Source organism: Nocardiopsis sp. RV163, from assembly GCF_001029525.1.
GTDB lineage: Bacteria > Actinomycetota > Actinomycetes > Streptosporangiales > Streptosporangiaceae > Nocardiopsis > Nocardiopsis dassonvillei.
This window is the reverse complement of record NZ_LEKI01000157.1, coordinates 1-13,328: the sequence shown is the minus strand read 5'-3', so window position 1 is coordinate 13,328 and position 13,328 is coordinate 1. Positions and strand designations below refer to the sequence as shown.

The 13,328-nt window shown below is 75.5% G+C and carries 12 protein-coding genes; all 12 read left to right on the top strand.

The window, feature by feature from the left end; all coding sequences use genetic code 11:
- The first annotated feature begins 142 nt into the window (after nt 1-142).
- Complete coding sequence (locus ABD54_RS21735; RefSeq protein WP_235432146.1) at nt 143-1,240, top strand: M20/M25/M40 family metallo-hydrolase; 1,098 nt, start codon at nt 143-145, stop codon at nt 1,238-1,240.
- 31 nt (nt 1,241-1,271) lie between these two features.
- Nucleotides 1,272-2,405: an Ldh family oxidoreductase gene (locus ABD54_RS21730; protein WP_047871378.1), complete on the top strand. Its 1,134-nt coding sequence runs from the start codon at nt 1,272-1,274 to the stop codon at nt 2,403-2,405.
- Nucleotides 2,402-3,334 carry a Gfo/Idh/MocA family protein gene (locus tag ABD54_RS21725; protein WP_047871377.1) on the top strand — a complete coding sequence of 311 codons (933 nt, stop codon included), beginning with the start codon at nt 2,402-2,404 and terminating at the stop codon, nt 3,332-3,334. Before ABD54_RS21730 ends, ABD54_RS21725 begins: the two co-directional genes overlap by 4 nt.
- Nucleotides 3,331-3,792: a DUF6917 domain-containing protein gene (locus ABD54_RS21720; RefSeq protein WP_047871376.1), complete on the top strand. Its 462-nt coding sequence runs from the start codon at nt 3,331-3,333 to the stop codon at nt 3,790-3,792. Before ABD54_RS21725 ends, ABD54_RS21720 begins: the two co-directional genes overlap by 4 nt.
- Nucleotides 3,793-3,978: 186 nt before the next feature.
- Nucleotides 3,979-4,506 (top strand): EF-hand domain-containing protein, encoded by a 528-nt coding sequence (locus ABD54_RS21715; RefSeq protein WP_047871375.1) that lies wholly within the window; start codon nt 3,979-3,981, stop codon nt 4,504-4,506.
- Between the two features lie 241 nt (nt 4,507-4,747).
- Nucleotides 4,748-5,272, top strand: a complete 525-nt coding sequence (locus ABD54_RS21710) for an EF-hand domain-containing protein (protein ID WP_047871374.1) — start codon at nt 4,748-4,750, stop codon at nt 5,270-5,272.
- A 74-nt stretch (nt 5,273-5,346) separates the two neighbouring features.
- The gene (locus tag ABD54_RS21705) at nt 5,347-6,552 is read left to right on the top strand and encodes a DegT/DnrJ/EryC1/StrS aminotransferase family protein (protein ID WP_047871373.1); all 1,206 of its coding nucleotides are present in this window, start codon (nt 5,347-5,349) and stop codon (nt 6,550-6,552) included.
- Nucleotides 6,549-7,700, top strand: a complete 1,152-nt coding sequence (locus tag ABD54_RS21700; RefSeq protein WP_047871372.1) for a DegT/DnrJ/EryC1/StrS aminotransferase family protein — start codon at nt 6,549-6,551, stop codon at nt 7,698-7,700. The genes ABD54_RS21705 and ABD54_RS21700 overlap by 4 nt, the downstream gene beginning before the upstream one ends.
- Nucleotides 7,697-8,683, top strand: a complete 987-nt coding sequence (locus ABD54_RS21695) for a UbiA family prenyltransferase (protein ID WP_047871371.1) — start codon at nt 7,697-7,699, stop codon at nt 8,681-8,683. The genes ABD54_RS21700 and ABD54_RS21695 overlap by 4 nt, the downstream gene beginning before the upstream one ends.
- Nucleotides 8,680-10,050 carry an NAD(P)/FAD-dependent oxidoreductase gene (locus ABD54_RS21690; RefSeq protein WP_047871370.1) on the top strand — a complete coding sequence of 457 codons (1,371 nt, stop codon included), beginning with the start codon at nt 8,680-8,682 and terminating at the stop codon, nt 10,048-10,050. Before ABD54_RS21695 ends, ABD54_RS21690 begins: the two co-directional genes overlap by 4 nt.
- Entirely contained in the window at nt 10,047-11,690 is a 1,644-nt protein-coding gene (locus ABD54_RS21685; protein ID WP_047871369.1) for a class I adenylate-forming enzyme family protein, read from the top strand. The genes ABD54_RS21690 and ABD54_RS21685 overlap by 4 nt, the downstream gene beginning before the upstream one ends.
- On the top strand, nt 11,687-13,328 hold a 1,642-nt coding region (locus ABD54_RS27515; protein WP_235432144.1), incomplete at its 3' end, for a CoA transferase. The genes ABD54_RS21685 and ABD54_RS27515, both read left to right, overlap by 4 nt.

Here is a 13,328-nt window from a genome sequence, read left to right as displayed (position 1 = left end):
GGCACGCTCCCGGTCCAGGTCGAGGCGGTCCGGCTGCTCACCGAGGCCAAGCGGATGTGCGCGGCCCACGGCCGCAGGCAGGAGGCGGGCAGTCCGCCAGGCCCTGGCCCGCCCCGGTTTCCTCGGCTGCCAGCCCAGCCTCGTGCTGCGGCTGGGCCCCGACCTGCCCGCCGAGCGCACCGTGATGTTCAACGTGCACCTGGACACGGTCGCCGGGCAGCAGCCGGTCGGCTTCGACGGCGAACGCTTCCACGGGCGCGGCGCCATCGACGCCAAGGGCCCGGCGGCGGCGCTGCTGGCCGGGGTGCGGGCCGCCCGCGAACGCGACCCGGCCGTCGGCCGCGACGTCGCGGTGCTCGTCCAGGCCGTGGCGGGGGAGGAGGGCGGAGCCATGGGCACCCTCGGCACCCGGCCGCTGGTCGAACGCGGCCACACCGGCCGCCTCAACATCTTCTGCGAGCCCACCCGGATGCGGTTCCTCACGCGCAGCACCGCGTCGATGACCGCCCGTATCTCGGTCCGAGGGAAGGACGCCGTCGACGACCGCCCGCACACCGGGCACAACGCCTCCGTCCTGCTGGGCCACCTGGCCCGGCACCTGGGCCGCGCCATGGACGCGCACGCCCGCTCCGGCGCGGTGTGCCTGGCCGGGTTGCACACCGGCACCCTGCACAACAGGGTCTACGGCAGCGGGTCGCTGCTGCTCAACCTCGCCTACGCGGACGCCGCCGCCGGACGCGCCCTGGAACGCGCCCTGACCGACGCGCTCGACGCGGGACTGGACGCCTTCACCGAGGACTTCGCCGAGACCGCGCTGTTCGCCCGCACCGCCGCCGACGCCCGCGCCCTCACCCGCCTGGAGTGGACCAAGCGCGGCCTGCCCGCGCTCGACGGGCGCGACCCCTGGGGGCCCGCCCTGCTGCGCCGCGCCGGAATCGCCCCGTGGCCCGCGGACGAACCCGCCTTCACCTGTGACGCGATCTGGATGTCCGGGGTCGCCGGAGCCAGCACCGCAGTGCTGGGCCCCGGCGACCTGGCCGCCAACAACGCGCACGCCGACGGCGAGTTCGCGCGCGCCGACGAACTCGACGGGTTCGCCGACGCGGTCGCCCGCGTCCTGGCCGCCTTCACCGACCAGATCCCGCGTCGGGCCTCCGGGCCCGACGACCCGCACGGGGCCCAAGGGCCGCACACCGACGAAGACCCCACACCACCGACGAGGAAGGCGCCGAGGACATGAGCGAACACCACGACCCCGCCCGGGAGGCCCGGTGACCACAGCGGCCCCCACCCAGGCTCCGCCGGAACACGAGGCCGTGCGGGTACGCCACGACGACCTGGTCGCGTTCGCGGCCGGGGTGTTCGCCGACCGCGGCCTGCCCCCCGACCGGGCGGCCCAGGCGGCGCGCGCCCTGTGCCACGGAGACCTCGCCGGTCCGCGCTCGCACGGCCTGGCCAACCTGACCCGCCTCTACCTGCCGCTCCTCGACGAGGGCAGGGCCGACCCCGCCGCCGAGCCGCGCGTCCTCGCCGACCTCGGCGCCGCCGTGCTCTGGGACTCCCGGCGGGCCCTGGGCCTGTGGGCGGCCAGCGAGGCCATGGACCTGGCCGCCGAACGCGCCGCGCGCCACGGCATCGGACTGGTGTCCGTGCGCGGCGCCACCCATCTGGGCTGCGCCGGGTACCACGCGCTGCGCGCGGCCGAACGCGGCATGGTGGGCCTGGTGGCCAGCAACTGCGGACGCCAGCGCATCGCCCGTCCGCCCGGCGGCGCGGTCGCGATGCTGGGCACCAACCCGCTCAGCGTCGCCGCCCCGGCGGGGGAGCACCCCCCGTTCCTGCTCGACATGAGCACAACGGCCGCGCCCACCGGCCGGGTGCGCCAGGCCGCCCGCGAGGGCCTCACCCTGCCCGAGGGCCTGCTGTGCGACGACACCGGCGCGCCCGTCACCGACCCCTCCGCCTTCGACGCCGGGCGCGCGCACCTGATGTGGCTGGGCGGCGACGCGGGACGCTACAAGGGCTTCGGCCTCGGGCTCATGGTCGAGGTGCTCTCCGCGCTGGTCCCGGGGGCCGGGACGGGCCCGCACCCCGACGCCCTGGACGGGGACGGCGGCCCGGGCGGACGCGACGACGACATCGGCTTCTTCGTGGCCGCGATCGCCCCCGACGCCCTGCGGGAAGGGGCCGAAAACGACGCGCGCGAGCTGTTCGGCGCGCTGCTGGCCTGCCCGCCCACCGACCCGGACGCGCCGGTGCGCTACCCCGGCTGGCACGAGTACCACCGGGCGCGGGAACTGCGCCTGACGGGCGTGCGGCTGGAGGCGGAGCTGTACTCCGAACTGGCGGAGCTGGCCGACCGGACCGGCCTGCCCCTTGAGGCGATGGGGGAGCAGACGCGATGAGCGCCCCGCTGCGCACCGGGCTGGTCGGGCTCGGCGTGATCTCCCGCTTCTACCTGGAGGCACTGCGCGCCGCGCCCGGGCTGGACCTGGTAGCTGTGTGCGACCGCGACCCCGGTGTGCTCGCGGCCCACCCGGTCGGGGCGCGGGGCTACACCGACCACGTCCGGATGCTCGACGAGACCGGACTGGACGCGCTCGTGGTCACCGCGCCCAACGACGCCCACGCCCCCGTCTGCGCCGACGCGCTGCGGCGCGGGGTGGCCGTGTGCGTGGAGAAGCCGCTCGCGCTGGACGCCGTCCAGGGGCGGGCGCTGACCGGGCTCGCCCGCGACCGGGGCACGGTGCTGTTCACCGCCTTCCACCGCCGGTACAACTCCGCGCTCGCGCTGCTGCGCCGGGACCTGTCCGGACGGCGGGTGGAGGAGCTGACCGTGCGCTACCTGGAACGGATCGAGGAGCACGCCGGGACCGACACCTGGTACCTGGACCCGGCCCGCTGCGGCGGCGGGTGCCTGGCCGACAACGGACCCAACGCCTTCGACCTGGTGGAGTGGCTGCTCGGACCCGCCGAGGCCGAGTCGGCGCGCGTCACGCGCGACGCCGCGGGCACCGACCGCCGGGCCGAGGTCGTGCTGCGCGCCGCGGGGGCGCGCGCACGCGTCCTGCTCGACTGGTCCCACCCCGGCGAGCGCAAGGACGTCGAGGCGCGCACCGCCGACGGCGCGGTGCTCACGGCGGACATGCTGGAGGGCCACCCCGGGTTCAAGGACTCCCTGTGGCACGAGTACGTGGGCGTGCTCGCCGAGTTCGAGCGGCGGGTGCGCGGCGGCGTGGTCGAGGACCCGGCGGGGCCCTCCGCCCTGCGGCTGGTCGCGGACGCCTACCGCCTGGCGCGGGCCGCGGAGCCCACGAGGGAGGACGCGCGATGAACCCCCGTGAGGACGGTCCCAAGCGTGACGTCACCGCGACGCTGGTCAAGGTCCTGGTGCACCGCAGGAGCGAGCGCGGCATGCGGCTCGAACCCCACGCCAGCCGGTGCGTGCGCGCGGGGGAGGTGCACGAGCTGGTCGCCACCGACCACACCGAGACCGCGGAGGGGGCCCGGATCGATCGGGTGGGCTTCCTCGGGTTCGCCGAGATCACCGGCGCCGGGGTGGTGGACCGGGGCGACGAGGTGTGGATCGGCCCGCGCCGGGTGGGGACGGTGCTCGGCTTCGACGCCTGCCACATGCCCAACCACTACAACGTGCTGGTCCACGCCGACCCGCTGCCGACCGGGCGGGACCTGGGGCTCGCCTCGGGTGAGACTCTGGTGTTCCGGCAGGGGGAAGCGGTCGGCGCCGACCCCGCCGCCGCAACGGTTTCCGAAGAATCTGGCATTTGCTGAAATATGTCCGATATAAAAAATCAATTGCCCCCATGAATTCTTCTGACCCCCTTTTGTGGGGCGTGTTCGCGGGCTAATGTTCTGGGTGCGGGGAAGGTTCGGCCGGGCTCGGCCCGAGGGTCCTTTCCTGTGCTCGGAGAGAGCATCGTACGTCTGTTTTTCCATGGGAACCGAGAGGGAAAATAAATGACGACCGCAACCAAGGCCAACAGCCGTCTCGAAGAGCGCTTCCGCCTCTGGGACGTCGACGGCAGCGGCACCATCGAGCGCTCGGACTTCGAGACCGAGGCGAACGACATCGTCTCGCGGCTGGGAGCCGAGGGCACCGCCCAGGGCAACGAGCTCAAGGCCGCCTACCTGGCGATGTTCGACCACCTGGCCGCCGCCGCCGGCACCCAGGCGATGAGCCGGGAGGAGTTCGTCCGGGCCGCCGAGCAGGAGATCATCAGCAAGGGCGACGCCGGCTTCGCCTCGGTCGTCCAGCCGACCATCCAGGCCATCGTCAACGTGCTGGACACCAGCGGCGACGGTGAGATCAGCCCCTCCGAGATGCAGAAGTGGTTCGCCGCCATCGGGCTCCAGGGCGCCGAGGCCGACCGCGCCTTCGCCGAGCTGGACACCGACGGCAGTGGCAGGCTGTCCACCACCGAGCTGGTCGACGCGGTCCGCGACTACCACCTGGGCCGCAACGACATCCCCCTCCTCGGAAGCTGAGAACCCTCGTTCCGGCCGCGGCCGACCGCCGCGGCCGGGACCGTTTCCGCCCCCTCCCCCCTCGGTGCGAGCACGCGGGAAAGCGAAGCGCGCCGTCCCTCCCGTTCCGTATTCCCTATCGCGTGCGGGAAGGGCGTTATTCGGCGTCGGGATCGATCGGAGTCCGATCTCGGGTGTCCTTTTCGAACGCCGTTATGACGGCGTGCTCCTGCTGTTCCACGAAAGAAGTGAGCGAGACCCCATGACGACCGCCACCAAGATCGCCAGCCGCCTGCAGGAGCGTTTCCGCCTCTGGGACGTCGACGGCGACGGCGTGATCGAGCGCTCGGACCTCGCGGCCGAGGCCGACGGCATCGTCTCGCGGCTGGGAGCCGAGGGCACCGCCCGGGGCGACGCGCTCAGGGCCGCCTACCTGGGCATGTTCGACCGCCTGGCGGCGGCCTCGGGCACCGACCGGCTGAGCCGCGACCAGTTCATGGAGGTCGCCGGGCGCGAGATGGTCGGCAGCGAGGAGGGCTTCGCCGAGATCGCCCGGCCGACGCTCCAGGCCACCATGGGCGTGCTCGACACCGACGGCGACGGCGGGATCAGCCGGAGCGAGATGCGCCGGTGGCTCGACGCCGTCGGCGTCAGCGCGCGGGACTCCGACCGCGTCTTCGACGAACTCGACACCGACGGCAGCGGCACGCTCTCCGCCTCCGAACTGGTCGACGCGGTCCGCGACTACCACCTGGGCCGCAACGACATCCCCCTCCTCGGCGGCTGAACCCCCGACCCGGCCGAGGCCGACCGCCGCGGCCGGAGACCGCCCCCCTCCCGCAGCGTAGAAACGTGGAGAAGTTGAAGAGAACGCTCGAACCCCCCGAGGCGGTGCCCCCCGGCAGAACACGCCTCCCCGTCCCCTTCTTCGACCAGTCCCGGAGCTTCGCGGAACTGTGGCCGCACATCCGGGACAACTGCCTACGGGTCATGGACCGGGGCAAGTTCTCGCACGGGGCCGTGGTCGCCGAGTTCGAGGACGCCCTGGCCCGCTGGACCGGCGCCCGGCACGTGGTCGGCGTCAACTCCGGAACCGACGCCCTCGTCATCCTGCTGCGCGCCGCCGGGCTGCGCCCCGGCGACGAGGTGATCGTCCCCGCCTACTCCTTCGTCGCCACCGCCAGCTCCGTCGTCCTCGCCGGGGGCGTACCGGTCTTCGCCGACATCGAGGAGCACGGGTACGGCATCGACCCGGCCTCGGTGGACGCGGTGGCCACCTCCCGCACCCGGATGGTCATGCCGGTCCACCTGTTCGACCGCCTGGCCGACATGGAGGGCGTGCGCGAGGTCGCCCGGCGCCGCGGCCTGACCGTGCTGGAGGACAGCGCCGAGGCCATCGGCATGCGGCTGCGCGGCGTGCACGCCGGACTGCTCGGCACCGGCGGCGTGCTGTCCTTCTTCCCCTCCAAGACCCTCGGCGCCATCGGCGACGCGGGCGCGCTGCTCACCGACGACGACGCCGTCGCCGAGACCGCGCGGGCACTGCGCCACCACGGCCGCTCCGGGCGGACCCTGGACGACTTCCCGGGCATAGCCAACCCGACGGTCGTCGCGGGCTGCAACAGCAAGATGGACGACATCCAGGCCGCCGTGCTGCTGGCCAAGCTCTCCCGGCTCGACACCGACATCGCCCGCCGGGCCGAGCTGTCCGCGCGCTACGACGCCCGCCTGCGCGACCTGCCCGGGATACGCGCCGTGCCCGGCGCCGTCGCGCCCCACCCCGGCGGCGAACGCGTCGTCTACGTCCACCTCGTCGAGGCCGACGACCGCGACGCCCTGGTCGCCCACCTGGCCGGGGCCGGAATCGGCACCGAGACCTACTACCCGATCCCGCTGCACCTGCAGCCCTGCTTCACCCGCCTGGGACACGCGCCCGGCGACTTCCCGCGGGCCGAGGCCGCCTGCGAGGCGGCGGTGGCCCTGCCGCTCTACCCCGACCTGACCGACGCCCAGGCGGACCGGGTCTGCGGGGAGATCGAGGACTTCTGCGTTCGGAGGCACCGATGACCACGGCGACCGGGCGGCGCATCCCCTTCTTCGCCCCCGACCTGTTCGACGCCGACCGCGACGTCCTGCTGGAGGCCGTCCACGCCACCGGCACCGGCGGCGCGCAGAAGTTCATCCTCGGCGAGCGCACCGCCCGCCTCGAACGCCAACTGCGCGACCGCCTCGCCGCCGCCGACGTCGTCGCCTGCTCCAGCGGCACCTCCGCGCTCACCCTGGTCCTGGCCGCCATGGAGATCGGCCGCGGAGACGAGGTGGTGGTACCGGCCTTCGGCTGCGCGCCGCTGGCCAGCACCGTCGTCGAACGCGGCGCGCGCCCGGTCTTCGCCGACGTCGACCCGGTCTCCCTGACCCTTGACCCGGACGCCGCCGAGACCGCCCTCACCGCGCGCACCCGCGCGGTCATGCCCGCGCACGTGTTCTCGATGATGGCCGCCATGCCCCGGTTCCGGGACCTGGCCGACCAGTACGGGCTGCGCCTGGTCGAGGACTCCGCGCTGGCCCAGGGGGGAACCCTCGGCGGCCGCCCCGCCGGGCTGTGGGGCGACGCCGGGGTCTACTCCTTCGTCCAGGTCAAGACCTTCGGCATGCCCGGCGAGGGCGGCGTGGTCGTCACCGCGGACGCCGAACTCGCCGTGCGCGTGCGGATGCTGCGCAACCACGGCCAGGACGGCACGCACCGCTTCCTGCACCACCGGATCGGCCTCAACAGCCGCTTCGACGAGGTGATGGCCGAGTTCCAGCTCCACCGGCTGAGCGGGCTGGAGGACCGGCTCGCCCGCCGGGCCGAGATCTCCACCTACTACTCCAGCCGGTTCGCGCAACTGGCCGGAGCCGGGATCACGGCGCCGCCCACGGGCGGCGACGGTCGCTGCCACTACGTCTACACGCTCCTGGCCGAGGAGCGCGACGACCTGCGCGTCCACCTGTCCGCGCACGGGATCGACACCCACGTGTACTACCCGCGCGCACTGCCCGCCCAGCCCGCGTTCGCCCCGTACGCCCGGGCCGGGGCCCGGTGGCCCAACGCGGAGTCGGCGGCACGGCGCAACATCTCCCTGCCGCTGTACCCGCACCTGGACGACGCCCAGGTGGAGCACATCGCCGACACCGTGTGCGCGTTCGCCGACCGTTACGGGAGAACGAGATGACCGACCACACCGCCGCGCCCCCCTCCGGAACGGCGCCCGCAGCGGCGCCGCCCCGGGGCGCACTGGCCGCCTACGCCCGGCTGGCCAAGCTCGACATCTACGACTACTACATCGGCCTGCCCCTGGTACTGGCCATGCTCGCGCCCGCGCTGCGCTGGGAGCCGGGCACGCTGGGGCTGCTCCTGCTCATCCTGCTCGCCGAGGTGGCCGTGGTGGCCGCCATGGTCGCCTTCGACGACGTCACCGGCTACCGCGACGGCAGCGACGCGGCCAACTACGGCTCGGACGCTGCCCGTCGCCGACTGGCCCGCAAACCCCTCGTCGCCGGGACGCTCACAGAACCGCAGGCGCTGCGCTTCGCCTGGGCGGCGACCGCGGTGAGCGCCCTGCTCTGGGGCCTGGTCGTCCTGGTCGCCCCGCACCAGCCCGCCTGGGCGGTCGCCCTGGCCGCCCTGTGCGTGGTCGCCTCGGTCCAGTACTCCTGGGGCCTCAAGATCAGCTACCGGGGCTTCCAGGAAACCTTCCTCATCGGTTTGGGCGTGGGCTGGGTCCTGGTGCCCTACGGGCTGCTCACCGGGGAGCTGAACGGCTTCGTCGTGGTCCAGGCCCTGCTGTTCGGCTTCGGCCCGATGCTCTTCGGCCTGTACTCCAACACCAACGACGCCGCGGGCGACCGCGCCGCCGGGCGGATCACCGTGGCCGCGCTGGTGCCAGGGCACCTCAACACCGCCTTCATCATCGCGGCGACGGCGGCGGAGAGCCTGCTCATCAGCGGCTCCACCCTGGCCGGGATCTCCCCGTGGTGGTTCCCGATCGTCCTGGTCCCCGTCTTCCTGATGCGGGTGGCCCAGCTCTTCATCGGGTTCGTCCAGAACGACATCCTGCGCGCCCGCCGCCTGGCCATCCACACCCACCGGGTCACCGTGGTCCTGCTCATCGCCGCCCACCTGCTGGCCCCCGTGCTCCCGGGAGGCGCCCCATGAGCGAGGTGCTCGACGTCGCCGTGGTCGGAGCGGGACCCGCCGGACTGGCCACCGCCCACGCGCTGACCCGCGCGGGCCGCTCGGTCCGCGTCCTGGAGGCCGCCGAGGCCGTCGGCGGACGCATGCGCACCCTGCGCGAGCACGGCTGCCTCATCGACACCGGCGCGGAGATGCTGCCCCCGGCGAAGGCCTACCCGGCCACCTGGAAGCTGATCCGCGAGGTCGGCCTGGACGCCGACCGCGGCGCGGTGCCCCGCATCCGCGGCGCCCTGGCGTCCTGGCGCGGTGGCCGGGCCCGACCGCACGTGGGCCGCCCCCTGGGCCTGCTCACCGGTGCCGGGCTGTCCCCGCGCGCGCGGGCCGACCTGCTGCGACTCCAGATCCGGCTGGCCCGCCTCGGCCTGGACCCCGAACACCCCGACCGCTCCCCGCTTGGAGAGCGCACCCTGGCGGAACTGCTCCTCCCCTACCACCCGGAGCTGCGGTACCGGCTGCTCGGCGCACTGGCCGCCGGGTTCTTCGGCTGGGACCCCGAGCACACGGCGGCCGCCCCCTTCGCCGCGCACCTGGTCTCCGCGGGCAGCAGCGCCCGCTGGCGCACCTACCGCGACGGCATGGACACCCTCGCACGGGTCCTGGCAGACCGGCTCGACGTGGTCACCGGCCACCCGGTGACCGGCGTGTCCGCGGGCCCGGACGGGGTCGGGCTGGAGTCCCCGGCGGGCACGGTCACCGCCCGCGCGGCCGTGCTGGCCGTGCCCGCCCCGCTCGCGGCCGTGCTCCACCCCGGCGCGTCCGGTGCCGAGCGCGCCTACCTGGAGGCCTGCGAGTACGCGCCCATGCTCCGCGTATCCCTGGTCCTGGACCGCCCGGTGGAACCGGTCGGGGCGCGCGGCGGCTTCGCCACCCTGGTGCCCGCCCCGGAGGACCCGCTGCTCAACGTGGTCACCGCCGACCACAACAAGCACCCGGGCCGGGTGCCGTCCGGCAGGGGCCTGGTCTCCCTGGTCGCCTCGCCGCGCGGGGCTGCCGAACTCCTGGACGCCTCCGACGCGCTGGCGGCGGAGCGGCTCACCGCCCGCGCCGAACTCCTGCTGCCCGGACTGTCCCGGCACGTGGAGGCCGTGCGCGTGCACCGCTTCCGCCACGGCCTGCCCGCCGCGGGGCCGCGCGCCCTGCGCGAGCGCGCCGCCTTCGCCGTCCGCCCGCCCTCGGCCGTGGACTACGCCGGGGACTGGGTCTCGCTGCGCCCGTGCAGCGAGGGCGCGGTCTCCTCCGGGGCCACGGCCGCCGCGCGGGTCCTGGCATTCCTCGCCTCGACGGCCCGGACCCCCGTTCCCGCCTCCAGTGAGGACCGACGACGATGACGCTGTTCACCAAGCCCCTGCACCTGGGCACACTCTTCGACGACCTGGTCGAGCGCGGCTCCACGACCGCCGTGCACCTGAGCAGGCCGCTGGACATCGCCCCCGGGCTGGGCACCGAGCTGGACGTGCCCCGGGTGGCCGGACTGGTGCGCGAGGCGGCCGGGTGGCTCGCGGCGGCCGGTGTGCGGCCCGGCGACCGCGTCGCGATCGCCAAGCGCAACCACTGGGACTACGTACTGCTCAACTGCGCCGCGGCCCGGCTGGGCGCGGTGCCCGCGTCGCTGTCGGCGCACCTGGAACCGGACGCGCTGGAGGTCCTGCTCAAGCGGCTGGACCCGGCGCTGCTGGTCACCGACGCCGCCCTGCTCGCCGCGTCCCGGGAGGCGGGGGCCGACCCCGCCGTGCACGCGGCCCGAACCCTGGTCCTCGACGGCCCGACAGGGGGCGCGGACCCGGCCGGGGGAGCGGGCCCGGCCGGGAGCGTCCTGCGCCCGGACGACGTGCGCGGCACCGAGGCGCCGCCGCCGCGCAGGCCGCACCTGGACGCGCCCCTGGCGATCATGCACACCTCCGGCACCACAGGCGTGCCCAAGCTGGTCCCGCACTCCACCCGCACGATCATGCGCCGCCTTGCCGGGTTCGAGGCGCACCGCTGGCCCGTGCTGAGCAGCCGCCCCCACGACATGGTGACCGGCGCGTACTCCTTCGCGCACGGGCGCGCGCTCGCCTGGACCGCCAGCGTGCTGTGGCTGTCCCCGGGAGGGCTGTCCGTGGTCACCGGCGCCGACTGGGCCGAGGCCGGGCCGCTGCTGGAGCGGCACCGCCCCACCACTCTGGAGGCCGCGCCCGCGGTCTTCGCGCGCTGGCGGAACCGGGCGGAGCGGGAGGACGCCCCGTTCGACCGGGTGCGGCTCTACGTCAGCACCTTCGACGCCGTGCACCCGCCGACCGTGCGCGCCTTCCTGGGCGCCACCGGCCACCGGCGCCCGGTGTGGATGCAGGGCTGGGGCCAGAGCGAGACCGGGCCGCTGACCTTCCGGTTCCTCACCCGGCGGGCGATGGCCGCGGAGAACGGGCGCCACCCGACCACCCGCCACCTGGGCCGGCCCATCCCCACCCGCACCAGACTGCGCGCGGTCGACCCGCGCACCACGCGACCCGTCCCGGCCGGTACGCCCGGCCTGATCTTCTGCCGCACCGAGGCCCTGTGCCTGGGCTACGTGGGCGAGGAGGGCCGGTGGCGGTCCAAGCTGGTGGGCGAGTGGTGGAACACCGGCGACATCGGCGTCCTCAGCCGGACCGGCGCGCTGCGGTTGGTGGACCGCGAGGTGGACGCCCTGCGCGAGGGCGGCTGCCTGGAGGTGGAGGACGTCGTGGACGACCGCCTGCCCGAGGTGCTGGAGTGCGTCGTCCTGAGCGTTCCGGACGGGCCCCCGGTGCCGGTGGTGGCCACCGAGAGCGGGGGCCTGGACATCGTGGCCTGGCGCGGCGCCGTCGCGGACCTGCCCGAACTCGCCGACCCGGTGCTGCTGACCTGGGACGAGCTGCCGCGCACCGGCACCGGCAAGGTCCGCCGCTCCGTGCTGCGCGAGTACCTGGGCCTGCGCCCCGACACCTGCGGAACGGGGAAGTGGACGTGACCGCCGCACCGGTGGACTCGGCCCCGCTCCCGCTGACCGGGGCGGCCGCGCGGGCGGTGGGCGGCTCCGTCGCGCTGCGCATCGCGGCGGCGCGCCTGGAGGCGCTCGGCTGCGCCGTCTCCCGGGCCGAGGCGCCCCTGCCCCCGCAGGCGCCGGCCGGGTGGATCGGCCTGGTGGCCGTCCCGGGCGAGTGGGGCCCTGGCGGGAACGGCTCCGGCGGAGGGGGAGCCCGGGTGCTGCCGGTACCGGTCGGCTGCGCCGTCGGCTGGTCCGGGCCGGTCGCGGCGCCCCTGGCGGGGGAGCGCGACGTCCAGGCCGCCTGCGGGCTGGCGCACCTGCACGGCCGGGCCCACGGGGAGCCCCGTTTCCTGGGGGTGGACTACGCGTCGGTGTGCGTGGGGGTGCTGGCCGCTCAGGCGGTGGCGGCCTGCGCGCTGGCCCTGGCGCGCTGCGGCCCGGCGCTGTCGGCGTCGGTCTCCGCGGCCCAGGCCGCCCTGCTCGCGGCGGGGCCCTACGTCGCCGCGGCCACTGCCCCGGGTCAGGGAGCCGCTGCGGGCCCGTCCCCGCTCGACGCGGGAGGAGCTGGCGCCGGTGACGGCCGTGGCGCCGCCGTGCCCGGAACCGTTCCGCCGTTCCGCTCCGCTGACGGAGCGCGCTTCGAGATCGAGACCCTGGACGCCGAGGTCTGGTCGCGGTTCTGGACCGGCCTGGGCGCCGACCCGGCCGCGATCGCCGCCGGGTGGCCGCCCTTCCAGCGGCGCTTCGCCACCGCGGTGTGCCCGCTGCCGCCCGGGCTGCCCGCCGCGATCGCGGCCGTGGACCTCTCCCGGGTCCGCCTGGCCGCCCGCGACGCGGGCATGAGCCTGGCCCTCGTACGCGCCGTCCGGGACGCCGAGGAGCCCGCCCCGGCCTCGGAGTGGCGGCTGCGCGCGCGCGACGCCTCCAGGACCCCGGCCGCCCCACTGGAGCCGCTCGGTTCCGACGCCGCCGCGCCCCTGACCGGGCTGCGGGTGGTGGAGGCCACCAACCGCGTGCAGGGCCCGCTCGCAGGGCTGCTGCTCGCCATGCTCGGCGCCGAGGTCGTGCGGATCGAGCCCCCTGGCGGCGATCCCATGCGCGGGGTGGCACCGCTCGCGGGGGACAGCTCCGCCCGGTTCCTGGCCCTGAACCGGGGCAAGGGCGCGGTCGAAGCCGACCTCAAGACCGCGACCGGGCGCCGGGCCGCCCGTGACCTGGCCGCCACGGCCGACGTCCTGCTCTACAACTGGCCGCCCGGGCGCGCCGAGGGGTTCGGCCTGGGCCCCGACGACCTCGCCGGCACCGCCCCCGGCCTGGTCCACGTGCACGCCGACGGGTGGGGCGGCCGCGCCCCCGAACCCGGCGCGCTGGCCACCGACTACCTGGTCCAGGCGCACGGCGGGGTGGCCGACCTCCTGGCCGGACACGGGCGGGAGCCCGCACCGTCCCTGCTCACCCTCACCGACGTGCTCGGCGGAATCCTCGCCGCCGAGGGGGCGGTGGCCGCGCTGCTGCTGCGCACCCGCACCGGCGTCGGGGTCCGCGCCCGGACCGCCCTGTCGGACGCGGCCCGGCTGCTGCGCCGCGCCGGACGCGGCACGGCGCCGGGCGGGCGGGGCG